23 protein-coding genes and 1 pseudogene are annotated in these 25,597 nt (G+C 59.8%); 6 read left to right on the forward strand and 18 right to left on the reverse strand.

The window, feature by feature from the left end; translation table 11 throughout:
* Nucleotides 1-14 precede the first annotated feature (14 nt).
* A complete protein-coding gene (gene cysM, locus AC1RQI_RS07595) occupies nucleotides 15-908 on the reverse strand; it encodes a cysteine synthase CysM (protein WP_481904264.1) in 894 nt (297 codons plus the stop codon).
* 141 nt (nucleotides 909-1,049) lie between these two features.
* Between cysM and AC1RQI_RS07600 the strand changes: the two genes are divergently transcribed.
* Nucleotides 1,050-3,902: a response regulator gene (locus AC1RQI_RS07600; protein ID WP_481904265.1), complete on the forward strand. Its 2,853-nt coding sequence runs from the start codon at nucleotides 1,050-1,052 to the stop codon at nucleotides 3,900-3,902.
* Here AC1RQI_RS07600 and pdxJ read toward each other — a convergent pair.
* The 9 genes from pdxJ to AC1RQI_RS07645 form a co-directional block, all read right to left on the reverse strand.
* Nucleotides 3,882-4,637 (reverse strand): pyridoxine 5'-phosphate synthase, encoded by a 756-nt coding sequence (gene pdxJ / locus AC1RQI_RS07605; protein WP_481904266.1) that lies wholly within the window; start codon nucleotides 4,635-4,637, stop codon nucleotides 3,882-3,884. The genes AC1RQI_RS07600 and pdxJ overlap by 21 nt on opposite strands.
* Nucleotides 4,634-5,353: a DNA repair protein RecO gene (gene recO, locus AC1RQI_RS07610; RefSeq protein WP_481904267.1), complete on the reverse strand. Its 720-nt coding sequence runs from the start codon at nucleotides 5,351-5,353 to the stop codon at nucleotides 4,634-4,636. Before recO ends, pdxJ begins: the two co-directional genes overlap by 4 nt.
* 3 nt (nucleotides 5,354-5,356) lie before the next feature.
* Nucleotides 5,357-6,265, reverse strand: coding sequence for a GTPase Era (era, locus tag AC1RQI_RS07615; protein ID WP_416634056.1), 909 nt, complete (start codon nucleotides 6,263-6,265; stop codon nucleotides 5,357-5,359).
* Nucleotides 6,255-6,956, reverse strand: coding sequence for a ribonuclease III (gene rnc / locus AC1RQI_RS07620; protein ID WP_481904268.1), 702 nt, complete (start codon nucleotides 6,954-6,956; stop codon nucleotides 6,255-6,257). The genes era and rnc overlap by 11 nt, the downstream gene beginning before the upstream one ends.
* Nucleotides 6,953-7,333: a DUF4845 domain-containing protein gene (locus AC1RQI_RS07625; RefSeq protein ID WP_416634052.1), complete on the reverse strand. Its 381-nt coding sequence runs from the start codon at nucleotides 7,331-7,333 to the stop codon at nucleotides 6,953-6,955. Before AC1RQI_RS07625 ends, rnc begins: the two co-directional genes overlap by 4 nt.
* A 15-nt stretch (nucleotides 7,334-7,348) precedes the next feature.
* Nucleotides 7,349-8,143: a signal peptidase I gene (gene lepB / locus AC1RQI_RS07630; protein WP_481904282.1), complete on the reverse strand. Its 795-nt coding sequence runs from the start codon at nucleotides 8,141-8,143 to the stop codon at nucleotides 7,349-7,351.
* A gap of 14 nt (nucleotides 8,144-8,157) precedes the next feature.
* Nucleotides 8,158-9,960: a translation elongation factor 4 gene (gene lepA, locus AC1RQI_RS07635; RefSeq protein WP_481904269.1), complete on the reverse strand. Its 1,803-nt coding sequence runs from the start codon at nucleotides 9,958-9,960 to the stop codon at nucleotides 8,158-8,160.
* Between the two features lie 149 nt (nucleotides 9,961-10,109).
* Entirely contained in the window at nucleotides 10,110-11,522 is a 1,413-nt protein-coding gene (locus AC1RQI_RS07640; protein WP_481904270.1) for a DegQ family serine endoprotease, read from the reverse strand.
* A gap of 96 nt (nucleotides 11,523-11,618) precedes the next feature.
* Entirely contained in the window at nucleotides 11,619-12,116 is a 498-nt protein-coding gene (locus AC1RQI_RS07645) for a SoxR reducing system RseC family protein (protein ID WP_481904271.1), read from the reverse strand.
* A gap of 74 nt (nucleotides 12,117-12,190) precedes the next feature.
* Here AC1RQI_RS07645 and nadB point away from each other — a divergent pair, with 74 nt between their 5' ends.
* The 5 genes from nadB to AC1RQI_RS07670 all read left to right on the forward strand — a co-directional run bounded on the left by nadB (nucleotide 12,191) and on the right by AC1RQI_RS07670 (nucleotide 16,410).
* Nucleotides 12,191-13,795 carry an L-aspartate oxidase gene (nadB, locus tag AC1RQI_RS07650; protein ID WP_481904272.1) on the forward strand — a complete coding sequence of 535 codons (1,605 nt, stop codon included), beginning with the start codon at nucleotides 12,191-12,193 and terminating at the stop codon, nucleotides 13,793-13,795.
* A 6-nt stretch (nucleotides 13,796-13,801) separates the two neighbouring features.
* A complete protein-coding gene (locus tag AC1RQI_RS07655; protein ID WP_481904273.1) occupies nucleotides 13,802-14,074 on the forward strand; it encodes an FAD assembly factor SdhE in 273 nt (90 codons plus the stop codon).
* Complete coding sequence (locus AC1RQI_RS07660; RefSeq protein ID WP_481904274.1) at nucleotides 14,028-14,543, forward strand: hypothetical protein; 516 nt, start codon at nucleotides 14,028-14,030, stop codon at nucleotides 14,541-14,543. Before AC1RQI_RS07655 ends, AC1RQI_RS07660 begins: the two co-directional genes overlap by 47 nt.
* On the forward strand, nucleotides 14,540-15,496 hold the full coding sequence (ygfZ, locus tag AC1RQI_RS07665) for a CAF17-like 4Fe-4S cluster assembly/insertion protein YgfZ (RefSeq protein ID WP_481904275.1): 957 nt from the start codon (nucleotides 14,540-14,542) through the stop codon (nucleotides 15,494-15,496). Before AC1RQI_RS07660 ends, ygfZ begins: the two co-directional genes overlap by 4 nt.
* 77 nt (nucleotides 15,497-15,573) lie before the next feature.
* On the forward strand, nucleotides 15,574-16,410 hold the full coding sequence (locus AC1RQI_RS07670; RefSeq protein WP_416634044.1) for an HDOD domain-containing protein: 837 nt from the start codon (nucleotides 15,574-15,576) through the stop codon (nucleotides 16,408-16,410).
* A 1-nt stretch (nucleotide 16,411) separates the two neighbouring features.
* Here AC1RQI_RS07670 and ung read toward each other — a convergent pair whose 3' ends face one another.
* The 8 genes and pseudogenes from ung to AC1RQI_RS07710 form a co-directional block, all read right to left on the reverse strand.
* Nucleotides 16,412-17,173, reverse strand: a complete 762-nt coding sequence (gene ung, locus AC1RQI_RS07675; protein WP_416634043.1) for a uracil-DNA glycosylase — start codon at nucleotides 17,171-17,173, stop codon at nucleotides 16,412-16,414.
* A gap of 2 nt (nucleotides 17,174-17,175) precedes the next feature.
* The gene (lysS, locus tag AC1RQI_RS07680) at nucleotides 17,176-18,693 is read right to left on the reverse strand and encodes a lysine--tRNA ligase (protein ID WP_481904276.1); all 1,518 of its coding nucleotides are present in this window, start codon (nucleotides 18,691-18,693) and stop codon (nucleotides 17,176-17,178) included.
* Nucleotides 18,694-19,092: 399 nt separating this feature from the next.
* A pseudogene (locus tag AC1RQI_RS07685) lies at nucleotides 19,093-19,398 on the reverse strand (type II toxin-antitoxin system YafO family toxin); the annotation flags it as partial.
* 83 nt (nucleotides 19,399-19,481) lie between these two features.
* Nucleotides 19,482-19,787 (reverse strand): type I toxin-antitoxin system antitoxin YafN, encoded by a 306-nt coding sequence (yafN, locus tag AC1RQI_RS07690; protein ID WP_481904277.1) that lies wholly within the window; start codon nucleotides 19,785-19,787, stop codon nucleotides 19,482-19,484.
* A gap of 127 nt (nucleotides 19,788-19,914) precedes the next feature.
* Nucleotides 19,915-20,631, reverse strand: coding sequence for a M48 family metallopeptidase (locus AC1RQI_RS07695; protein WP_481904278.1), 717 nt, complete (start codon nucleotides 20,629-20,631; stop codon nucleotides 19,915-19,917).
* Nucleotides 20,628-23,714: a type I restriction endonuclease subunit R gene (locus tag AC1RQI_RS07700; protein WP_481904279.1), complete on the reverse strand. Its 3,087-nt coding sequence runs from the start codon at nucleotides 23,712-23,714 to the stop codon at nucleotides 20,628-20,630. Before AC1RQI_RS07700 ends, AC1RQI_RS07695 begins: the two co-directional genes overlap by 4 nt.
* A 20-nt stretch (nucleotides 23,715-23,734) precedes the next feature.
* On the reverse strand, nucleotides 23,735-24,925 hold the full coding sequence (locus AC1RQI_RS07705; RefSeq protein WP_481904280.1) for a restriction endonuclease subunit S: 1,191 nt from the start codon (nucleotides 24,923-24,925) through the stop codon (nucleotides 23,735-23,737).
* Nucleotides 24,918-25,520, reverse strand: coding sequence for an N-6 DNA methylase (locus AC1RQI_RS07710; protein ID WP_481904283.1), 603 nt, complete (start codon nucleotides 25,518-25,520; stop codon nucleotides 24,918-24,920). The genes AC1RQI_RS07705 and AC1RQI_RS07710 overlap by 8 nt, the downstream gene beginning before the upstream one ends.
* Nucleotides 25,521-25,597 lie beyond the last annotated feature (77 nt).

The raw sequence follows: 25,597 nt of genomic DNA on the forward strand, positions 1-25,597 counted from the left end.
CGCGGCCCGGCAGCTTACTGGCTGGAGAACACCCCAGTGGACAGATAGCGGTCGCCCCGGTCGCAAATAATGGCGACGATGGTGGCGTTTTCAACCTCCCGGGACAGACGCAGCGCACCCGCGACACAGCCCCCCGAGGATACGCCACAGAAAATGCCTTCCTGCGCGGCCAGTGAGCGCATGGTATTTTCCGCCTCCTGCTGCCCCATTTCCATGACCCGGTCCACGGCGCTGGCATTGAAGATGCCCGGCAGGTACTCCGGCGGCCAGCGGCGGATGCCGGGAATCGCAGCGTCCTCGCCCGGCTGAAGCCCGATCAGCTCAACCCCTGTGTTGTGCTCACGGAAGTAACGGGAGCACCCCATAATGGTGCCAGTGGTCCCCATGGAGGAGATGAAATGGGTGACAGTACCGCCGGTGTCCCGCCAGATCTCGGGCGCTGTCCCCTTATAGTGCGCCAGCGGGTTATCCGGATTGGCAAACTGATCCAGGATCATACCATCGCCGTTAGCCGCCATCTGCTGCGCCAGGTCCCGCGCCCCCTCCATGCTGGCCTCCCGTGACACGCTGATGATTTCAGCGCCGTAAGCCCGCATTGAAGCACGCCTTTCCTCACTGGCACTTTCCGGCATGATGAGGATCATGCGGTATCCCTTGATGGCCGCAGCCATCGCCAGTGCAATCCCCGTATTACCGCTGGTGGCCTCGATCAGGGTATCCCCTGGCTGGATATCACCGCGCTTTTCCGCCTCGCTGATCATGCTCAGCGCCGGCCTGTCCTTAACGGAGCCCGCGGGGTTATTTCCCTCAAGCTTTACCAGGATGGTATTGCTGGTGTTTCCAGGCAGGCGCTGGAGTCGCACCAGCGGCGTGTTGCCCACGTAGTCCTCAATGGTTGGATAGGCCATCGCAGCAGAGACTCCTCAAGGCTTGTGACACCGGCAGCGTGCGCCAGCGCACGCATGTGTTAGATTGGCGCCCATGATACGCTGATCCGGGGCAGCGCCCAACCACTCCGGAACCACCCACACCACGGAACAGGATTGCTGATGCGCCGTTGGGGCGTCCAGAAAAAGATCTTCTTTCTCTCATGGGTTCCCACAATGGTACTCATTGTGATCGTGGGCATTTACTTCACCCACAGCTGGGTCAGCAACCTGTCGCGCATGCTCGAAGAGCGCGGTCTGTCCCTTAGCCACCAGCTGGCATCGGCTTCGGAGTACGGCACCTTTACAGGGAACCGAAACCTGCTGTTCGGCATCGCCAATTCCATGCTCAAGGAAGACGATGTCCGCTCCATCACCATCTACGACAGCGACGGACGGAAACTGGTCCAGACGGGCCCCCGCGAACGGGTCAAGGGTCCGAAACGACTTCAGAAACTAACCAGGACGCGGGTCAAAACGGGCGAAGACGCCTCCCTCTTTATAGCCCCCATTTACCCCCAGGACCTGATGATCAATGGCTTCCTGGGGCGGGACAGAGACCGCCCCCGCGGCAACGCGAACACCAGCGAGAAGCCGCTGGGCTGGGCCAGCGTTGAACTCTCTCACGCCGCTACAGAGAAGGAACAGTATGAGGCGCTGTTGGTCAGCCTGCTGCTGGTCGGCAGCGGCATCTTCCTGAACACCCTGATCGCCATCCACCTGAGCCGATCCATCACCGATCCCATCCATGAGCTCACCCGTGCCATCAGCCGATTGCGGGAAGGCAAGCTCGACACACGCGTTCAGATGACGGCAAGCCCGGAACTGGAAGAGCTGGCCTCCGGGCTTAATGCCATGGCCGGCAGCCTGCAACAGGCCCAGGATGAAATGCAGCAGAACGTGGATCAGGCCACCGAGGACCTGCGCGAGACGCTGGAAACCATCGAGGTCCAGAACATTGAGCTTGATCTGGCCCGCAAGCAGGCACTGGAAGCCAGCCGCATCAAGTCGGAATTCCTGGCCAACATGAGCCATGAGATCCGGACGCCGCTCAACGGCATCATCGGTTTCACCGATCTACTGCTGAAGGCACCAGCCTCGGCCCAGCAGCGGGACCACCTCAATACCATCCGCAAGTCCTCGGAAATCCTGCTCACCATCATCAACGACATTCTGGACTTTTCCAAGATCGAAGCGGGCAAACTGGTTCTCGACCGCACGCCTTTCCGGTTGCGTGAGACTGTGGAGGAAGTGCTGATCATGCTCGCGCCCGCCGCCCACGAAAAAAACCTGGACCTGGCGCCTCTGATCTACACAGACGTTCCTGATGCCTTCATGGGTGACCCTTTGCGCATCAAACAGGTCCTGACCAACCTGGTGAACAATGCGATCAAGTTCACCCAGCATGGCGAGGTCGTGGTACGGGTAATGCTCGACGAGGATGATGCGGAGGAAGAACGCATCCGGATCAGCATCACCGACACGGGCGTGGGTCTATCCGACTCCCAGCAGAAGAGCCTGTTCAACGCCTTCAACCAGGCGGATGCCTCCACCGCGCGTGAATACGGCGGCACAGGGCTGGGGCTGGTCATCTCTCGGCGCCTGGTTGAGGAGATGGGTGGCGACATCGGCGTGGAAAGCGAGCTGGGCAGGGGATCCTGCTTCTGGTTCAGCCTGCCACTGGAAGCCTCCGGGGCCCCTGAGGAAACACCGGGAGCGCCACTCAGTGGTGAATCCGTACTCTACCTGGAATACGAGTCAACATCAGGGTTGGCCATAACCAACCTGATGCGCGAAACCGGCTTGAGCGTGAGCCACGCTTCCAACCCTCAGGATCTCATTGAACAGGTCCAATCAAGCCAGGCCGATGGCCATGGCTTCGCACTGGTGGTGCTGGGCGTGGCACGCCATCTGCTGCATTCCAGCCAGCACCAGGAATTGATCCGGACCCTCGAATACGAGTGTGACTGCCGCGTCCTGCTTCTGACCCCCACCCTCCATGAAGATACAAGCCCGCTGGTGGCCATGGCCTCAGCGCATATGAGCAAACCGGTGCGCCGGAGCCTGCTCCAACAGCGTCTCAGACATCTCATCCATGGCGCCAGGGATCCCTCGGAACCCCAGCAGGCACCAGCGCCGGCGCCCCTGCCCTCACGGGATGCCTCTGGAGTGAATGCCCGGGTCCTGGCTGTGGATGACAATGAGGCCAACCTCAAGCTGGTCACCACACTGCTCCGTGAGTTCGACCTCCAGGTGGAGGATGTCAGCAGTGGCTACCAAGCCGTTCAACGCCTTCAGCAAGGTACCTTCGACCTGGTACTGATGGACGTCCAGATGCCCGGCATGGATGGCACCGAGGCCACTGCCCGCATCCGCCGGCTCGACAACGCCAATAGTCACCTGCCAGTGATCGCGCTCACTGCCCATGCACAAGTGGAGGAACGGGAGCAGCTGCTGGCGTCCGGTTTCGACGGCTACCTGACCAAGCCCATCAATCCCTCCCTGATCGCCCATACCCTGCAACGCCATCTGGGGCTCAATGTGCGGGCGGAAGAGGGGCAGCAGACCACCCCCCTTGAACACGAAGCGGTACGACCCTCATCCCGTGGCCGCCGCCACCCCGTGGTGGATCCCGATGCCTGCCTGCGACTGGCCAACGGCAAGGCCGACCTGGCAGAGGAGATGCTGAGCATGCTACTGGACTATGTGGAGGAGGACCGCGCCGCTATCCAGAACCTGCACCAGCAGGGCGACCAGGCATCCCTGCTTGAACGGGTTCACAGGCTTCACGGCGCCACCCGCTACACTGGCGTACCAGAGCTGGGTGACTGTGCGGCGGATCTTGAAACCCGCCTCAAGAACGGTTCAGAAGGAATTGACGCAGCCGTGGAACGCTTGGTGGCAGCCATGGATCGGCTGATGCACTGGTGTGAACAAACCGACTGGCATGAGCTCTTACAGGAGGCCAACGCCTGAGGCCTGATCCATCAACGCCCGCATATCCCGGACCGCTTCCTTCATGCCCGTCATCAGGGCCCGTGCCATGATGGCATGGCCAATGTTCAGTTCATTGATGCCCGCCATCGCCGCGATTGCCGCCGTGTTGTGGTAGTGCAGACCATGGCCACCATTAACCACCAGTCCCTGCTGCCGGGCCAAATCCACGCATTCCCGCAACCGAACCAGTTCCCGCTCGCCAGCTTCAGGTGTGGTCGCCAGGGCATATTCCCCGGTATGCAGTTCCACTGCCGGTGCGCCACAGTCCGCTGCGGCCCGGATCTGATCCGCGTCGGCATCAATGAACAGCGAAACCTCGGTCCCCATTGCCGCCATGCGTTCACAGGCCGCCTTAACGCGCCCCGTCTGGCCTGCCACGTCCAGCCCTCCCTCGGTCGTCAGCTCCTCACGCTTCTCAGGCACGAAACAGCAGTGCTCGGGCTGGATCCCCTCGGCAAAATCCAGCATGGCGTCGGTAACGGCCATCTCCAGATTCATCCGGGTGGTCAGGGTCTCTTTCAGGATGCGTACATCCCGATCCTGGATATGGCGCCGGTCCTCCCGAGGATGAACCGTAATGCCATCGGCTCCGGCCTCTTCCGCCAGCAGTGCCGCCTGGACGGGATCCGGATAGCGTGTCCCGCGGGCTTCCCGGAGGGTTGCGACGTGGTCAACGTTGACACCGAGCAGGACACGGTGCGGCTGGTGATTCATTCTGACCTCCCCTGACGTTCGAAAAGACGACGGCTGTGCAATGGCCGCCCCTGTAACAGATGATCCATCAGGCTGCGCATCAGCCGCTTGGCCAGTCGCAGCACCGCCTGATTGTCCAGCTCATCAGCGGCCAGCGCCAACAGGTGCTCGCCCGCGATACCCCCTATGGGGCCCAGGCGCTCCGACAGAACGCCCTGGGCCGGATGGAACGCATAGGTCCCACCGGTCTGGACAGGCTCGCCGGTATCCCCGGTCCTGTCCCAACTGATGCCATAGCCCAATTCGCTTGCAAGCCGGTACTCAAACCGCCGTAGTACAGGCTCCACTGCCGGGGGAGCACTGGCAAGTCGCTCCAGAGTATCCAGGTAGGCCCCAAAAAGATCGGGTGCCGGATCCGCCTCTGTCAGCAGGCGCAGCAGCAGTTCGTTCACGTAGAAGCCACAATAGAGATGATTGCCGCCCAACGCCAGTGCAGGGGCCGTGGCTTCGGCATGCCGCAGGGTCTTGAGCGAGTGGCGGCCGGACCAGGAGACCCTGAGGGGCCGAAAGGGCTGGAGTTCCGCCTGCCACTGGCTCCGTGGGCGGGCCGCGCCGCGCGCGACAACGCTGAAATGACCATGACCAAGGGTGAACAGGTTGACGATCAGGCTCGTCTCCCCGTAAGGCCGGCGATGCAGCACAAAGGCCGGATCCAGCTGCTGGCCGCGAGCCGTCACGGCTCAGCGCCTCTGATCCCCATAGCCCAGGGAGCGCAGGGCACGCTCGTCATCGGCCCAGCCTTTTCGGACCTTAACCCATAGGTTCAGCATCACCTTGGATTCAAAGAGGCTTTCCATATCCAGCCGCGCCTCCTGGCCAATCTGGCGCAGCCGGCTGCCCTTATCACCGATGACGATCTTTTTCTGGCCCTGGCGTTCCACCAGGATGAGACCATTGATATGGAGGACGCCGCCTTCCTGCTCAAAGGTTTCAATCTCGACCGCCATGGTATAGGGCAGCTCAGCACCAAGCTGGCGCGTGATCTTTTCGCGGATCATTTCCGCCACCAGGAAGCGTGAGCTCCGGTTGGTCAGGTCGTCCTCATCAAAAGGATGGGGTCCTTCAGGAAGGTGGCTCCGGATGGTGCTTTCAAGGCGATCCAGGTTACGCGAGCGCAACGCCGACACAGGCACGATCTCGGTGAACGGGTACTGTTGGCTGAGCCAGTCAATATGCGGCAGTAACTGATCCGGATCCGCCATCTGATCCACTTTGTTGATCACCGCCAGAACCGGGCACTCGAGATGCGAGAAACGCGCCAGCACATTGGCATCGCCCTCGTTCCACAGATCCTGATCAACCACGAAAACCACCATGTCCACGTCCCTAAGGGCGGTGGTTGCCTCACGGTTCATGTACCGGTTCAGGACCCTGGGCTCCTCGGTATGCAGGCCCGGCGTGTCCACAAACACCATCTGATCCTGTTCCACCGTATGGATACCCAGGAGCTGGTAGCGGGTGGTCTGGGGCTTGCGCGACGTAATGCTGAGTTTCTGACCCAACAGGTGATTCATCAGTGTGGACTTGCCCACATTGGGGCGCCCCAGAAGCCCGATGAAACCACTGCGACTGACCGGCTCATCCGCCATGGGGCTCCCCCTCCTGCTCAAGCTGTTCCAGGGCCAGTCGCGCCGCATCCTGTTCCGCGGCCCGCCGGCTGCCGCCCTGCCCACGCGTGGCTGTCTGCAGCACGGGCACATTGCAGTTCACATAGAACGTCTGCTGGTGCGCTTCACCCCGCACTGTTTCCACCTCGTAGTTGGGAAGCGCCTGACGCCGGGACTGGAGGAATTCCTGCAGGCGGGTCTTGGGATCCTTCTGGGTATCCTGCAGGCTGAGCCGGTCCAGCCGGGGACCAAACCAGGCCAGAAGGCGTTCACGGGCCTGTTCCAGGCCCGAATCCAGATAGATGGCGCCCACAATGGACTCGACGGCGTCCGCCAGTATCGACTCACGCCGGAACCCCCCACTCTTGAGTTCACCAGAGCCCAGCCGGAGGCAGTCCCCCAGCTCGAACTCAAGGGCGATCTCGGCCAGGGTTGCTCCGCGCACCAGCCGAGCCCGCAGCCGACTGAGCTGGCCTTCCCGGGCTTCCGGGAAGCGATGGAACAGGTACTGCGCCATCACCATGTTCAGAATCGAGTCGCCCAGGAATTCAAGGCGCTCATTGTTGTTGCCGCCATAGCTGCGGTGGGTGAGCGCCAGCCGGAGATGTTCCACGTCACTGAAGCGGTAGCCCAGGCGCTTCTGGAGCTGGTCGAGACGTTCCTGCTCGGTCACGGCATCCTCAGTTCATGCTGATGGTCGAATTGGACGACGGTATCAATGTTACCAATGAACCCGGAGCGCACCTCATAGGAGAATTCCAGGTACAGCCGACCATCGTCGAGCTCCATCTTCATGTCACTCACACTGACCGCCTCAATGTTTTCCATCTGGAGACGTTTACGCAGATACTCGCGCACGTCACGTAGGTCCTCCATATCGCGATGGGACTCGGTCTCTTCCAGGGATCCAATGATCCGACCGAGCATGTAATCGTCAATGTACGCCGGTACCACGCGAAAGAGCACGTTAAGAAGGAAGGCACCGATCAGGATGAACAGCGCCATCGAGAGCATTGAAAAACCATTCTGACGTCTGAGTACGTGTTGCATCAGTAATCTCCGCTGTTAGTGAACCCAGCCGACACGGTTGAAAGTAGGCAGGCTCGTCAGCGACTCCCAGTGCATCCAGATCGCAAACGCCTTACCCACCACATAGCGATCGGGCACCATGCCCCAATACCGGCTGTCGCGACTGTTGTCCCGGTTGTCGCCCATCACAAAATAGTGCCCCTCGGGCACTGTCCATTCACCTTCCGCCTTTGGATCGGTCGGGCGCTGGGCGTACAGGGTACGGAATTGGTGCCTGCCCAGCTGTTCACGGTGGAGTTCCTGTTCGCGCAGGCCTGCCACAAAAGTGGAGGATACCGGCTCGCCATTCACATAGAGCTGCTTCCCTTCATAGGCGATGCGGTCCCCGGGCAGGCCAACAACCCGCTTGATGTAGTTCACCGAGGGCTCCTCTGGGTAATGAAAAACCATGATGTCGCCCCGCTTTGGATCACCAAGGTCCAGCAGCTCCCAGTGCGCCACCGGCACCCTCAGCCCATAGGTGAACTTGTTCACCAGGATGAAATCCCCCACTTCCAGCGTTGGCAGCATGGAACCGGACGGAATCTGGAACGGCTCCACCAGAAATGAGCGCAGCACCAGCACCACCAGCAGGATCGGGAAGAAGGACCGACTGACCTCGGCGAGCCAGGGCTGGTCCGGATCCGCCGCATCAGCCGCCCCCTCGGCGCTTTTCCGGGCCCCTTTCTGGGTGTAGCGCGCCTGCCTGCGGGGCCGGAAAAGATAGGCATCAATCAGCCAGATAACGCCTGTCGCGGAGGTCAGTACGACCAGTACCAGCGGGAAGTTGATGTTCATGGGCATGGCTACTCGTCATCCACCCTGAGAACGGCCAGGAAGGCCTCCTGGGGGACCTCCACACTTCCAACCTGTTTCATGCGCTTCTTGCCTTCCTTCTGCTTCTGCAGCAGCTTCTTCTTACGACTGGCATCGCCGCCGTAGCACTTGGCAGTCACATTCTTGCGCAACGCCTTCACGGTCTGGCGCGCCACGATGTGATTGCCAATGGCAGCCTGAACGGCGATATCGAACATCTGCCGCGGAATCAGTTCCTTCATCTTTTCGGCGAGAGCCCGGCCCTTGCTGTGTGCCTGATCCCGGTGCACCACGATGGCCAGCGAGTCCACCCGGTCGCCATTGATGATCATGTCCAACCGCGCCAGGTTGGCCGCCTGAAAGCGCTGGAACTGGTAGTCCAGGGACGCATAGCCCCGGGTGGCACTCTTGAGACGGTCGAAGAAATCCAGAACCACCTCGCTCATGGGCAGCTCATAAACAACCTGAACCTGGGTGGCCAGGAAGTTCATGTTCGTCTGGTGCCCACGGCGCTCCTCGCACAGCGCAATCACGTTCCCCAGAAACTCCTGCGGCACCAGGATATTGGCCTCCACAATGGGCTCACGGATTTCTTCCATCTCGCCGGCATCCGGCAGACGCGAAGGATTCTCGATGTACTCAATGCTTCCATCGAGCATAACCACCTCATAGACCACAGTGGGCGCCGTGGTAATCAGGTCGATGCCGTATTCGCGCTCCACCCGTTCCTGGATGATCTCCATGTGAAGCATGCCCAGGAAACCGCAACGGAAGCCAAAGCCAAGCGCGTCGGAGCTCTCCGGCTCGAAAAACAGCGACGCATCGTTGAGGGTCAGCTTCTCCAGGGCATCCCGGAAGGCATTGTAGTCGTCCGAGGAAACCGGGAAGATGCCCGCGTACACCTGCGGCTTGACGTTCTGGAACCCTTCCAGCTGGGCCACATCAGGGGTGCTGGCGTGGGTCATGGTGTCACCCACGGGCGCGCCCTTGATGTCCTTGATGCCGGAAATGATGAAGCCCACCTCCCCGGCCTTGAGTTCGGGGACCGTGGTCGGCTTGGGGTTGAAATAGCCCACCTTGTCCACCGCATGGGCCTTGCCGGTGGATTTGACATGAATCTTGTCGCCCTTGCGCACACTGCCGTGCATGACCCGCACCAGCGAAACCACGCCCTGGTAGTTATCAAACCAGGAGTCGATGATCAGCGCCTGCAGTGCCTCATCCACCTCGCCTTCGGGGGGCGGGACACGATGGATCAATGCCTCCAGAACGTCCTCGACGCCAGTGCCGTTCTTCGCGCTGCATGGCACCGCATCACTGGCATCAATCCCGATCACGTCCTCGATCTCGGACATGACCTTCTCGGGATCCGCCTGCGGCAGGTCGATCTTGTTCAGGATCGGGATGACTTCAAGATCCTGATCCATGGCGGTATAACAGTTGGCGACTGACTGGGCCTCCACGCCCTGCCCGGCATCCACCACCAGCAGCGCGCCTTCACAGGCCTTCAGAGACCGGGACACCTCATAGGAGAAATCCACATGCCCCGGGGTGTCGATAAAGTTGAGTTCATAGACGTTACCATCCTGAGCCCGGTATTTGAGCGTCACGCTCTGGGCCTTGATGGTGATCCCCCGCTCACGCTCCAGGTCCATGGAATCCAGGACCTGCTCCGCCATTTCCCGGTCGGTGAGCCCTTCACAGACCTGAATGAAGCGGTCCGCGAGCGTGGACTTCCCGTGGTCGATATGGGCAATGATCGAAAAGTTGCGTATGTGGCTGAGATCGCTCACTGACACTCCAGAATCCGGTTTCCCGTAACCGCCATTGCGGCGACGGCCTTGACCGGGCGGATTTTACCGGACACGTGAGGGAAAGGCTATGGCTGACCCGGCGCGAGGCGGACTTACCGCCGCGAGCCGGGCCGCCCCGGAAGGACGGATCATTCGGGCAGGCGCAGCGCCACGATCCGAGGATTACCCTGGCGGATCAGGGTAACCGCAACCGGCTCACCCGCCGGCAGTGACGCAACCGCCTCCCGGAACTCGTCAACACTGGTCACGCCCTGGTTACCGACCTTGCGGATCACGTCATTGCGACGGATGCCAGCCTGGCGCGCCGGCCCCCGGCCGACTTCGGCCACCAGAACGCCACCATCGAGTTCCCACTTCTGTGCCAGCTGCTCCGGCAACGGCTCAACGCGCAGCCCCAGACGGGTGCCGCTATCCGGCGTCGCGGCCGACTGCCGTGCCTGTTTACTGTCTTCAGGCAGCTTGCCCACCGTAAAGGTGACCGTCATGCGCTCGCCATTACGCAGCACCGTCAGATCGGCCTCGCTACCGACATCCGTCCGTCCCACCTTGGGCGGCAGATCCGAGGAACGGGTAATTTCCTCACCATTGAATTCAAGGATGACGTCCCCCTGCTGAAGGCCCGCTTCCGCGGCCGGGGAATCCGGGACCACATCCGCCACCAGGGCGCCATAGGGGCGATCAAGACCGAAAGTCTCCGCCAGATCCCGATTCACCTCCTGGATCATGACACCCAGCCAACCCCGGGTTACATGACCCTTGTCGCGCAGCTGATCAAAGACATCCATGGCGACATCCATGGGAATCGCAAAGGAAACGCCCATGAAGCCACCGGAACGGGTGTAGATCTGGGAGTTCACGCCAATGACCTCCCCCTTCATGTTGAACAAGGGCCCACCCGAATTACCGGGATTGATGGCCACATCACTCTGGATGAAGGGAATGTAGTTATCACGCGGCAGGGAACGGCCCTTGGCGCTCACGATCCCGGAGGTGACGGTGTAATCGAAGCCGAACGGCGAGCCGATGGCAAAGACCCACTCCCCCACGGAAAGATCCGAGGAGCTGCCGATCTTGGCCGTGGGCAACCCTTCGGCATCCACCTTGAGCACGGCAATATCGGAGCGGGCATCGGCACCCACTACTTCCGCTTCCATTTCGCTCCGGTCATTCATTCGAACGATGATTTCATCGGCGTCTTTAACCACATGGTTATTCGTCAGAATGTAGCCATCAGACGACACAATGAAGCCAGACCCCATCGATTGATGCTCGCGCTGGCGCGGCGGCATCTGGCCATGGAACCGTTTCTCAAAGAATTTCTGGAAGAACTCCGGGAGCTGCTCCATCCGGCCCCCGAAAGGTGTGGCCCCCCGGGACGAGGTAGACGTAGTGCTGATGTTGACCACGACATTCGCATTATCCTCAACCACGCCGGTGAAATCCGGCAGCTTCCCGCCGCTCTGCTGCGCGGGCACACAGGTACTCACAAGCAGAAAAAGCAGCGCAAACAGAGGCGTGAATCGCTGTGACATCCTCAACATTGGGATCTCCCGTTCGGTTTGAATACACAGGCGCCCGCAACGCCACGCGGGCCCTTGCCTAACCCCTTCATGATATTGACCTCAGCGGCGGGGTTTTCAAGTGAACGGTACGTCAGAAAAACGAACCCTTCTCACAAAGACCGGCTCGAACCGCTTACCGTAATGCCTATGCCGGAGCCAGTACCGCGCCGCCATCAACCCACCAGCAAGGCCGGCAACTCCAACGGCCGTGGTCGCGCCCTCACCGGCACCAGTCAGGGCTTCCCCCACAAACGCACCCAGAACCAGCCCCAAAAGCGGTACCAAGTATACCAGCGACGCCCCCGCCACCAGCGCGGAAGACGTCAAACGGAGCATGACCCGGTCCCCCGGCGATACCTGCTCATCGTCCGGAACAGTCACCCAGAACGTCACCGGACGGGGATCGCTGCGCATCGCCTCCAGCAACCCCTGGCCACACCCTTCACCGGCAGCACAGCGCGGACACCCGGTCACCGGCGCCACACGAACTCTGGCCCGGGACCCGTTGCACTGCACCACCTCCCCTTCGCGCTCCTCATGCGATGCCATCACTGATTCCTCGTTCAGCGTCATGAGCTTGATCATCTCCCGGCAGGTGGCGCACGTAAAGAGTGACACCGGAAGCAAACTTTAGTTCAATATTCCCTATGCATGCATTCCACCAATACGACGTTGTCATTGTGGGCAGTGGCGCCGCCGGCCTGACCACGGCCCTGACCCTGGATTCCCACTTGAACGTTGCGGTCCTGAGCAAGACGCGGCTCGATAGTGGCTCCACCCAGTGGGCCCAGGGTGGCATCGCCGCGGTTCTTGATGACAGCGACAGCGAAGAGGCGCACACCGCCGATACGCTGACGGCGGGCGCGGGCCTGTGCCACGAAGATACGGTCCGGCAAACCGTCTCCCAGGCCCGCGAAAGCATCGACTGGCTGATTGAGCAGGGCGTTCAGTTCACCCGCGCCGACGGCAGCCACTTCCACCTGACCCGTGAAGGCGGCCACAGCCACCGTCGCATCATCCATGCCGCGGATGCCACTGGACAGGCCGTTTCCCAGGCCCTGTGTGAGCGCGCCCGCCAGAAGGACAACATCACGATCTTCGAGAACCGGGTGGCAGTTGACCTGGTAACCCATCGCAAGCTCTTTCTGCCCGGAAACCGTTGCGTAGGCGCCTACGTCTTCAATCACGACACCCAGGAGGTGGAGCTGTTCCGGGCGCGCTTCCTGGTTCTGGCCACGGGTGGCGCCAGCAAGGCCTACCTTTACACCAGCAACCCGGACGGCGCCACCGGCGACGGCATTGCCATCGCCTGGCGCGCGGGCTGCCGGGTCGCCAACATGGAGTTCAACCAATTCCATCCCACCTGCCTGTATCACCCACAAGCGAAGTCCTTCCTGATCAGCGAGGCCGTACGTGGGGAAGGGGGCAAGCTCCTGTTGCCGGACGGCAGCCGCTTCATGGAACGCTTTGATGAACGCGCGGAGCTGGCACCACGGGATATTGTTGCTCGGGCCATCGACCATGAAATGAAACGCCTGGGCGCGGACTGCCTCTATCTCGACATCAGTCACCGGCCAGCGGAATTCATTGAAGAACACTTTCCAACCATCGCCGCCAGCTGCCGCGACTTCGGAATCGACATTACCCGGGACCCGATTCCAATCGTGCCCGCGGCCCACTATACCTGTGGCGGCATCATGGTGGATGAACGTGCCCGTTCCGACGTAAACCAACTCTACGCGGTCGGCGAAACGTCCTTCACAGGCCTGCACGGTGCCAACCGCATGGCCAGCAATTCCCTGCTGGAATGCCTGGTTTACGGTCGGGAGGCAGCCCGGGACATCAACCAGCAGAGCCCGCACGTTCCAGAGCCCCCCGAAGTCCCCGAGTGGGACGAATCCCGGGTAAGGGATTCGGACGAGGATGTGGTCATTGCCCACAACTGGGATGAACTGCGCCACTTCATGTGGGACTATGTGGGCATTGTGCGCACCACCAAACGCCTGCAGCGGGCCAAGCACCGTGTTGACATGCTCCACAGCGAGATCCGCGAGTTCTACAGCAATTACCGGGTCAGCAATGACCTGCTGGAATTGCGTAACCTGGTGACAGTGGCCGACCTGATCATCTGCTCGGCGCTGCAGCGCCGTGAAAGCCGGGGTCTTCATTACAACCTGGATTACCCAACCACCGCCGCGGACCCCAAAGATACGATACTGGTGCCAACCAGCTACATGCGATCTGATGCCTGAACCCTGATGGAAACCACTGACCCCATGACCGATGACCGCGAATACAAGCGCCTTATCTGGCACAGCCGCAGGGGCATGCTGGAACTTGACCTGCTGCTGGTCCCCTTCGTGAAGGAGGCCTACCCCTCACTCTCCGAAGCCGACCGGGCCCGTTACCGGAGCCTGATCGACTGCGAGGACAACGACCTCTTTGCATGGTTCATGCAGCGCAACCGGCCGGAGGACCCCGATCTTGCCCGCATCGTCGACCTCATCCTCCAGCGGGTTCAGCCGGATTGAGATTCCCCTGAAGCCTTCGCCCGGGTTGGGCCTTCTGGCCGCGACCCCATGGCTCCTGCCCGCCGCTGTTGTGCTGCAGCTTGAGGCACTGCCTTTCGCGGTTCCAGCGAGCATTGTGCTGGTGTGCACGGCGGGCGGCGTTACAGCCTTCCGGCGCCAGTTGCTGCGTGCCCGCAACAGCCCGGTCCAGCTCCTCGCCAGTCCGGAGGGACTACAGGCCATCCTGCGTAACGGCCACCAACACCGGCTCCACATCAGCCCGGGATCGCGCATCGCCCACCGTTTCCTGTGGCTGCATCTTAAAGGCCATGGTTACGGCTCCGCCCAGCCCTTGCTGTTGAGCACGATCCCGGGTATCCGTAATACTGATCCGCAACAACTACGTAGGCTGACGGGCTGGCTCCGGCTGGGGCCCGCCCGCACGGACGATACGTGCCCCATGAACCGGTTTCACGGAGACACAGAATGACCCAGACGAACACAACGGCCCCCGCCATGCTGCCCGATGCCATGACCGCGCCGGTCAATGCCCATCGGCTGATGCTCCTCGAAGGGCCGGATGTGGATCGCTTCCTCCAGGGCCAGGTAACCTGCGACATTGAAGAGCTGACCCTGGAACACAGCCTGCCTGGCGCGGCCTGTACCCCAAAGGGCCGCGCTTATGCCCTGTTCCGGCTGGTTCGCCTGTCGCCCGAACGGGTCCTCGTCCGTTTCCCGGAAACCCTCAGCGACCGCATCAATCAACAGCTGAGCAAATACCTGGCGTTCTTCAAGGCCGAGCTGAAAACGGCGGATGAGTGGCAGCTGTTCGGTCTCATCGGGGAAGAGCGCGCCGGCGCGATGGCGCCATCATTGCCGGAAGAGGTCAACGACGCGGTCGCTGCCGGCAATAGTATCCTGGTCCGGACCGTCCCTCTGCCCGACGGGCGCCCGCGTTTCGAACTCTGGTGGAACGCTGCCACGGAACCGGCCCCGCAACCGGACCAAGACAGTGCAACCTGGCAACTCTCCGAGATCACGAGTGGCCTGACCCTGCTGAACGACACCACCTCCGAAGCCTATGTGCCGCTGAACCTCAATCTTCAGGCCTATGACGGCGTGAGCTTTACCAAAGGCTGCTATACCGGCCAGGAGATCATCGCCCGGATGCACCACCTGGGACAGCTCAAGAAAAGCCTGTTCCGCCTGGAAGCCCGTTTCACCGATACACTGCCCCAGCCCGGAGACCGGCTGGTGGATGCCGACGGCAATGGTCTGGGCGAGGTTACCGACAGCATTGCAACCGACGACGGCAACGTCCAACTACTCGGGGTTCTCAAACACAGCGCCCTGGACGCCACCGTTTCCCTCGCCGACCAGCCCGGCGCTCGGCTGGCCCTGCAGCCACTGGGCTACAGCATGCCGGAGCACCAGAAGCAGTGACAAAATATAACGGCATGCTGTGTCAGGTCTGCTATAAATAGGGCAGTATTACGAACGACTTGGAGACCTTCAAGGTTATGACGGAACTGGGCAACCGCATCCGCGACCAACTGCTCACAGCCATCGATCAGGACCAGCTGACGCTGCCAACCCTGCCCGAGGTGGCGCTGAAGGTCCGTGACATCGCGGAGTCCGAAGACTCCGCCATTCCAGACATGGTTAAGACGATCAGCGACGATGCGGCCATGTCCGCGCGCATCATCAAGGTGGTGAACAGCCCCCTTTTCCGTGGCTCACGCGAAATCACCACCCTGAACATGGCGGTCAGCCGGCTCGGTATGGACTATACCAGCAGCCTTGCCATGGGCCTGGCCATGGAGCAGATGTTCCAGGCCACATCGGATATGATCGACCGGCGTCTGCGCACCATCTGGCAGCGCAGCACCGAGATTGCCGGTATTGCCCAGGTTCTGGCCCAGCACTACACCAGGCTCAAGCCCGAACAGGCGACGCTGGCGGGGCTGGTCTGCCAGATCGGGGCCCTGCCCGTTCTGAAATTCGTTGAAGACCATGATATCCAGATCAACAACGCCATGCTGGATAACCTGCTCGACGAACTGCATCCAGTCATCGGCGACCGCATTCTCAAAGCCTGGGATTTTCCCCTGGAGCTGCACCATGTGCCTTCTGAACATGTCAACTTCAGCAGGCAGGTACCGGAAGCGGATTACGCGGATGTGGTGATGGTGGCAAGTCTGCAGGCCCTGTCAGGGTCGGGTCACCCCCACACCGAAATGGACTGGAGCGAAGTGACCGCCTTCCAGCGGCTGGGCCTGGATCCAGAATCCAGCATGGAAGACGACGAGGACCTGGGCGAACAGATGGAAGCCGCCATGGCCCTGCTCCAGAGCTGACTCAGGCGCCCGCCTTCTGGGTATCTCCCGAACCGCGATAGCGCGCTTCCAGTGTTGCGCGGTCGGGCAGCCCCCAATCCACTTCCGGCAATCCCTGCTGCACCAGCCATTCATTGGTACGCGAGAACCAGTGCTGCCCGAAAAAGCCACGGTGAGCGGATAGCGGCGAGGGATGGGGCCCTTCGAGAACCAGGTGCCGATTGCGGTCGATAAAGCCTCCCTTCTTCTGGGCATAACTGCCCCACAACAGAAAGACCACCCCTTCGCGCTCTTCGTTGAGGTGGCCGATGACGCGGTCCGTGAAGGTCTCCCACCCCTGGCCGCGATGGGCACCCGCATTACCCTGCGCCACGGTCAGTACACTGTTCAGAAGCAGCACGCCCTGTTCCGCCCAGGGCTGCAGGCAGCCATGATCCGGAATGGGCAGGCCCAGATCCTGATTCAGCTCCTTGAAAATATTGACCAGGGAGGGCGGCACTGCAACACCAGGCCGCACACTGAAGCACAGACCATGGGCCTGACCGGGGCCGTGATAGGGATCCTGCCCAAGGATGACTACCGAGGTACGATCAAAGGGCGTGGTGTTCAACGCATTGAAGCAGAGGTTGGCCCGCGGGAACAGCGTCTTCCCGGCCTCCTCCTCACTGGCCAGAAAGGCGCCGAGTTGCTCCATGTAGGGCTGGCTAAATTCCCCCTCGAGGCGTTCCCGCCAGCCGGTACCCGGTTTCAGGTGCGACAGCAGCGCTTCCGTGGCCGGATGCATCCTTACCCCCTTTCGGGTCGCATAGCCGGGAACAGGATCACATCCCGGATCGAAGGAGAATCCGTCAACAGCATCAGCAGCCGGTCAATCCCGATGCCCTCCCCTGCCGTAGGCGGCAGGCCGTACTCCAGCGCAGTAATGAAGTCCTCGTCATAGAACATGGCCTCATCATCGCCTTCGGCCTTCTCCTGTGCCTGCTCCCGGAAGCGTTCCGCCTGGTCCTCGGCATCGTTGAGCTCGGAGAAGCCGTTAGCAATCTCCCGACCGCCCACGAACAGCTCAAAACGCTCGGTCACGCTCGGATCATCGTCGCAGCGCCGTGCCAGTGGCGACACCTCGGTGGGATACCGCGTAATGAAAGTGGGCTGGGTCAGCCGGTGCTCGGCGGTTTCCTCGAAGATCTCGGCCTGGATACGGCCCAGCCCCCAGCCCTCTTTCACATTGATGCCGAGCTCGGCGGCCGCCTTCGCCGCCTGCTCGCGATCCGACAGCTGCGCTTCGGTCAGCTCCGGATTATGTTCCAGGATGGCCTCCATCACGCTCAGGCGCCGGAACGGGCCCGAGAAGTCATAGGTGACGTGGTCCACGACCTCACCATTGCCATCCCGCACGCCGTTGCTGAAGCGTGCCTCACCGAACACAGTCTCGGCCACCTCGCGCAGCAGGTTCTCGGTGAGCTCCATCAGGTGGTTGTAGTCCGCGTAGGCCTGGTAGAACTCGAGCATGGTGAACTCGGGGTTGTGCCGGGTTGACAATCCTTCATTACGGAAGTTGCGGTTGATCTCGAACACCTTCTCGAAACCACCTACCACCAGGCGCTTGAGATAGAGCTCCGGCGCCACGCGCAGGTACATGTCAATATCCAGCGCATTGTGGTGGGTAATGAAAGGCCGGGCCGTGGCACCACCGGGGATCACCTGCAACATGGGCGTTTCCGCCTCGATGAAGTCGCGGCTGGTGAGGTAGTGGCGCATCTGGTTGATGACCTTTGAGCGTACCTTAAAGGTGTTGCGCGTGTCCTCGTTCATGATGAGGTCCACGTAACGCCGGCGGTAACGCTGCTCCGGATCCACCAGCCCCTTGTGCTTCTCGGGCAGGGGCCGCAGCGACTTGGTCAGCAGCTGGTACTCCTCCATGACCACGTACAGGTCACCCTTGCCGGATTTTGAGAGCGTCCCCCTCACACCCACAATGTCACCCACGTCCCAGTCCTTGATCTCCTTCTGCACCGCCTTGGTGCTGTAGATCTGGATATGGCCACTCATGTCCTGGATCACGGAAAATGGCTTGCGATCCAGCATCAGGCGCCCGGCCACCGCCACTTTCATGTTCAGCTCAGCCAGTTCTTCCTTGCTGTAATCGCCGTAACGCGCCTGCAGCTCCGCGGCAGTGCTGTCACGCTCAAAGTCATTGGGAAAGGGGTTGTCACTGGCATCGCGCCGGCTCTGCAGCTTCTCGCGGCGCTCGGCGATCAACCGGTTCTCGTCCTGGGATGGTGTTGCGTCGGTGTTGTCCGTCATGGGCGAAAGATTCTCCGGTTACAGGCCCTGCTTGTACCTCTTACTCGAAATACAAATCAGGTGCTTATATTGCTTTTGGGCAGCCGAAATACACGCTGGTATACACGGATATAGCTGCTGGAATTTTAATCAGGCGCTGGTCTGAGCAGGTACAGCATGTTCAATGAGGGTGTCACTGTACTGGTGCAGATCGAACAGGCGAAAGTATAACCTTGCCATTCTATTTGAACCAGACTTGAAGCCTGTAGGACACGCAGGACCAGGCTTTCTCAGCCGGTCGGTAATCCCACCATTTTTTGAGGGCTTCAAAAGTAGAGCTCAGGCTACCAGGTCATCAACCTGCCTCGCCCAAGCCTGACCAAGGCGATCGGGTACACCCCATACAAGTAAATGGTGCATCTAAAACTGGTCCCTGAACCGGCCGGCTTCGGTGGCGATCATGTGCATCACGTTGTTATTGCGTGCCTTGTTATGGGCGTCGGGTCTTAGAACCTGGATCAGCAAGTAGCAGTTCTCGTCGCGGATCCCCTGGCAGTAAACCAAGTGCTCATCGCTGGTGCGCCGGAATTGAAGCGCGCAAACCGGCCAGTACGAGGAATCAGCCAGGTGAATATGCTGGATTTCTTCCTGTCTGGCCAGAGGGTAAGTATGGGGATGGTCGTATAACGCATCACGCCCGAACGTCTTGGGAATCCAATTGCCGGACTTGTAGTCTTTGAAATCGTCCTTGAGGTCTTGAAGTTACTGCTCGCTCAAGGCTTGCCGGATCAGTTTGGAGGTGAAGACCCTTACGGGCACTCAACGAAATCCCCCAGATCGTCCTCAGTCGCGTTTTCGGTGACCCGCGTTCCACGCTCACCGATCTCACGAAGCCGCTCGGCGGTGGGCCGGAAACGCCCTTCAACGGCGTGCTCTTTTTCGTATTGCTGGATCACGTTCACCATTGCCTCGTAGGTCTCCGCACCAATGACATACCCGGCTGGTTTATTGTGCGATAACACTGCTACCGGCTCAGCCGTGAAATAGTCTGCCGGCTTGTTGCGCAGCTCACTGATGCTAACCGTCTTTTCAGCCAGAATGGCGTGAGTTGTCATTGCAGCGACCTCCCAAGGCCCATATGTAACCAAAATTTCGAACAAAATTATGCGCATAATTCTGTGCAAAAAGATAGGCTTTGTTGGCGAAAGTGTCAACAGGAAACCTAGCTGCCATTTTCAGTTCCTAAATCTCCAGCTTATGCGACATATCTCGCAGCCAATCCCGCCACTGCGCGTAATCCGGCATCACCCTGGCCACTTCCCGCCAATAGGCTGAGGAGTGGTCATGCCAAATGAGATGGCACAGCTCATGGACGACCACGTAATCCACCACCCGGTTTGGCGCCATCATGATCCGCCAGTTGAACGCCACATCACCCTTGGGCGTGCAGCTGCCCCAGCGTGAGCGGAACGCCTTGATCTCAACCTTCCCGGGGCTCACGCCCACACTTGGAGCAAGCCGGCCCACCTTCGCCGGGAGTTTTTCCGCTGCACGACGCCGATACCAGCGAATAACGGCATTACGCACCATCTCAGGTGTATCGGATCCACCTGGCACAGACACCACCAGCTTGCCCTTGTCGAGCTTCGGTGCCTTGAAGGGGCCGTCGATCACCTTGAGCCGGTAGTTGCGCCCCAGGTAGGGAATGGCCTCCCCAGAGACAAACCGACGTGTGCTGGCGGGTCGTGCTTCGCGGTGGACCAGCATCTTCTCTTTGATCCAGCTGCGCTTGTCGGCAAGCAGCCGGTCGATGCGCTCGTCGGACAGCTCCTGAGGGACGATGACGGACACAACACCCTGCTCTACCCGAATGTCGGCCGTCTTACGTCGGTTGGAACGGATGACCTCGGCAATGAAGCCACCCGCATCCCGGTATTCGCCATTGTCGGTCGTGGTCATTTCCCGAATTTCGTCTCGGCTAATTCCATGAACCGATCCTGGACGGTGTTCACGATCGCCTTGTCGGCAAAGGAACACTCCAGGACCGTGCGCTTGATCTGTTTCTTCATGCGTTTGACTTCCTCGGGCTTGCTGAAGAAGTCGATGATCTGTGTAGCTTCCTCGAACATGGCCACCAGCTCCCGCGTGGCCTGGCGGATCTCATCATGGACCGCCTCATCAACCATGGCCTCACCCGCATGCTGGGTCACTTCGGCCATCAGGATGTTGTAGAAGGCGAACTCAGTCTCACTCAGACCCAGTGACTCGGCTTGCGCGTGGCGGTCGGATTCGATGGAGCCCACCAGCTGGTGAAGCAATTCGAGCTGCTGCTCCCACTTGCCATGAGACTGCTGGATGATCTCCTCCAGGCGCTGGCTCAGGGATTTGTAGTATTCCGGGTCTTCATCCAGGTTCACGGTGATATGATGGCGGATCGCGCTCTCGATCTTGGAGGCGCGTGATTCATCCGACTTCAACTCATTCACCGATTCCTGGAACTCGGCATCCATCAGATCCACGGGTGGAATCCGCGGATCCACGCCGGTGCTGATGATGTGTTCCTCCACCAACTCCCGTACCTTTTCACCCGCATCGCTGATGTTGAGCGCCTGATCGTGATACAGGTTCCGCGCTGCATTCTGGACTTTGCCCCAGAACTTGAGCGACGGGACATACGGTTTGGCTGCTGGATCCGGCAGCACCACGTTCAACTGCTTGGCAAAGCGCTTGTACTGGAGCTCAAACTGCTGGCGCAGGTCTTCATCCTTGAGCGCATGAACGTAGTCATCCACCTCATCACCGGCGACGTCCGAGAACAGTTGAGCCAACCGGGTATGCGCCGCCTCCAACTTTGGAATCTCATCCTTGAGCGTGTAATAGGCCCCTTCCACGTCCTCACTACTGAACTGATCCAGCGCCGCCGTGAGATGATCAGACAGACCATAGTAATCCACGATGTAACCAGCGGACTTGCCCTTGTAGGTCCGGTTCACCCGAGCGATGGCCTGCATCAGCGTGTGATCCTTCAGCATCCGATCCAGATACATCACCTGAAGGATGGGCGCGTCAAAGCCGGTCAGCAGCATGTCCTTCACGATCAGGAAGGTGGTCGGGTCTTCGTCCAGTGGTTTCTTGAAGTTCTCAATTGCCCGCCTCTGGTACTCCTTGTCCGCATACTTCGCCAGATGTGGCGGATCATTACGGTCACCGGAGATGATCACCTCCGAGGGAGGCGCCTCCATCTCATCCAGCGTGTCCTTGAAGAGGGTCGCAGCATGACGGCTGCCCACCACGATCATGGCCTTGAAGCCATCCGGCTGGATCCGTTCGCGGTAATGCTTGAGCAGATCCAGGCAGACCCAGCGGATGCGAGCCGGTGCCTCTCGTACGGCCCGCTCCACACCGTATTTCTTGCGAATCTCGACCTTTTCTTCCTCGGTCCGGTCGCCGAAGTACTCCTCGAACAGCGCATCCAGCGACCGGCCCACCACATCTGTCCGCACTTCCCGGCCTTCATAGATGATGCGCACCGTGGCGCCGTCCTCGACCGCCTCATCGATCTTGTAGCGGTCGATGTAGCCGCCGAAGGCATCGCTCATCTTTTGGGACTTCATCAACGGCGTGCCGGTGAAACCGATCTTGGGCGCGTTCGGCAGGGCCGCATTGATAGTTGCAGCCAGATTGCCAAACTGGGTCCGGTGCGCCTCGTCGGCGAGCACCACCACCTTCTCACTGGGGTTGAGATTGGTGAAATCCGCCTCGGATTCGGCCTCCTGAAACTTCTGGACGGTGGCCGTCACGATGTCGGAGGCATCACTGGCCAACAGGCCCTTGAGGCGGTCAATGGAATCCGCGTTGTGGACGGTCTCGTCCTGGGCCTCCCGGAAGGTATCGGAAAGCTGACGATCCAGCTGGGACCGATCCGTGACGAACACCATCTTGTACTGCTGCAGCTCTGGATCCCGGCGCATCTTCATCGCCAGCATCACCATCGTCAGCGACTTGCCCGAACCCTGGGTGTGCCAGACCACACCGGACTTCCCCTTGCGGTCCTTGCCATTCCTCAGGCGGTCGATCACCCGATTCACTGCCCGGTACTGCTGGTAGCGGGCCACCTTCTTGATCAGCCGGCCCTCAATAGGCTCATAGACGATGAAGTTCTGGATGAGATCCAGGAAGCTGCCCCGGTTGAACATGCCCGCCAGAAGGCGCTCCTGAGGGGAGACAGCGCCCTCCAACGCAGCCTGCCCTGCAATCTCACGCGCATTTGCCAGATACGCCGGTGACGGGGCCTCCTGGGCGTCTTTGCGCTCCCAAGGCTGCGGCGCCTGGCGCAGTGTCTGGATGTCGGCATCCGTGTAGGGGTAGGCGTCTTTCCATTCGGCGTAGTGCGAGGCCAGGGCGCTGATGGTGCCAACTCGGGCGTGATCCCGACTTAGCGCCACCATGAACTGGTTGTACCAGAACAGCCGTGGCGCCCCTTCCTCAGATTCCGGATAGCGCAGATTGGCGTAGCGGCGAAGCTGATCCACGCCTTCGGCCATGGGATCGGTAATGTAGGGCGATTTGCACTCCAGCACCGCCAGCGGCAGGCCATTCACAAAGCACACGATGTCCGGAATGATGTTCTGGACAGGACCAGTCACCTTGAACTGGCTGGTGCAGACGAAGTCGTTATTTTCAGGCTTCTCAAAGTCGATGACGCGAACGGTCTGGCCTTTGCGCCCTTTCCCTAGATCCTGATCCACCGACAGGTAGTTCACCAGCAGGCTGTAGAGCGAGTGGTTGTACTCCATCAATCCGGCATGGTTCGGATGGGTGAACTCCCGCATGACCTTGCGCAGATTCTCGTCGCTCAGCCAGGGATTGAGGCGGCGCAGGGCTGATTCCAGTGAACCAGACAGAACAACATCACGGTAAAACCCGCGCTCACCAGTGCTTCCCTCCGGCGACAACTCAACGCCGGGGACATACCGCCAACCCAACTTCTGAAGTTGCTCTATGGCGGGTTTCTCTACCTTGTCGACTTCATCCTGAAACATGGCGATGGGATTGCCTTCAGTCAGGCAACCTCAGACTCCTTTTGGTCGACGTTGACTCTGACTTTGCCTGTGAGAAGGTCTTGCATCAGGGCCTTTTTAAATGAACTCTCTGCTTGTAGCTTTTCCCGTTTCTCTACAATCAGCTGGGATATAGAAGACACTACTTCTCTGATTTTTATTTGCTCAGTAACTGTGGGGATCGGGACAGGTATACTCCTGATATCTTCGATATTGATCCGAGTAACGGTTGTTCCAACTGAAAGCTTATATATGTACTGCTTCCCGGAATCAGAGCTCAGAAACAAGGAAAGGAATTCAGGATCAGCTAGTTCCTGATCAGGCTTCAACAGTACCATTCGCTGCCCCATGCAGATATTCAAGCCTTCCGGAACCATGCAGGATTCACCAGCAGGCGCTTCACGTGTAAATAGAATATCGCCAGGAACAGGGGCCCCACGTCTTGTCCATTCCGTGAAGGCTTCCCGTGTTGTGCACTTTATGTCACTCAAGTGCAGCTCACCTCCGGAAACATTTGTGGTTCTCACTACCAAATAATTAGACCTATCTACATAAGGCGCCGTCTTATGCTCACAATCAACAACATCCTTGAGCACTTCACCTAAATCACAAACCGCCCAGCCTTCTGGAACTCTCCCCACCGGCGAATCCTTGAACTCCGTATGCCCAATCCCCTGGGTCAGCAACTCCTGCATCATCCCGGTTTTCAGGTCTTTCAGCTTGTCGATCTGAACGCGCGTCTTTTCGATGGCGTCATCGACAGACGAGAGGATGGTGGCGATCTTCTGTTGTTCTGGAATTGGCGGGGTCAGCACTGGAATCGCGTAGAGAGTATCTCGACCAAGGCTGGGAACTCCGCTCGCCTCATTATGCTTGGTCAGATCTTTCTCACTGATGCTGTAATAAAACCACTTTGGATCTGCACCTTTATATTCAGAACCATAGTAGGTCGTATCAATAGCCCAGAACCTGCCCCCAACATAAGATGGTTTATCGATCGTGCCCTTTCGGCCAATAACCGTGGTATTGCCTTCATGAAGAAAATGATCCGTGTAACCGGCGACACCGCCGGTGCCGATAATTGGGTATCGCCCATCGGAGGCGCTGATTTCCTTCGGTGATTTACCGTACTGTAAAGTCACCAAGTCGCAGAGGCGTTTTATCTCCCATCCTTCTGGAACTGCTTCACTCATACCCCAGCTCCTTCAGATGGCCCTTCATCACGCTTTCCGCCTCAGCCACCTGATCATCCAGCTCATTCAGTGATACACGGTATTTGTCCCACCAGCGCTCAAGCTGGGCGATGATCGGGCTGTCAGCGTCACCTACCGCTTCCCGGATGGCTTCCTTGGTTTCGATCTCTGGCCGGAAGTCGTAGTAATCCGCGTCACGCTCTACGAAAACCCGGGAAACATCGAAATCCCCCAGGATCTCCTCCCGGATGTACTCGCTCTCCACTTCCCGCTTGGGAATGCCTCCGTGCAGGATGGCCCGCACGTCGAAGATCTCTGGGGGCGGTGACGTGTCGGCGTAACGACGGATGTTGAGGTTGTAGTCGTTCTCAGCAATCTCCTCCAGAGTGGCCACCTTGGCGTAGCGCTTGACCTCAGTATACTCATCGAAGGTGGCGACGATCTTCTCGATGTCCTGCTGGCGCAGCTTGTTCTGGTTCTTGCCTTCCTCGCAGTCCAGCTCACCGTTGATGAACAGCACCTTGCCCCGGCGCTCGGCGGGTTTGGCCTTGTTGATGATGAGCAGGCAGGCCGGGATGCCAGTGCCGTAGAACAGTGACCTGAATCCGTTACTTCAATCGACCAGAAATGCGCCCAAAGCCTGCAATAACAAGGCTTTGAGCGATATAATAG

It is taken from the genome of Salicola sp. AFF1 (genome assembly GCF_056783195.1).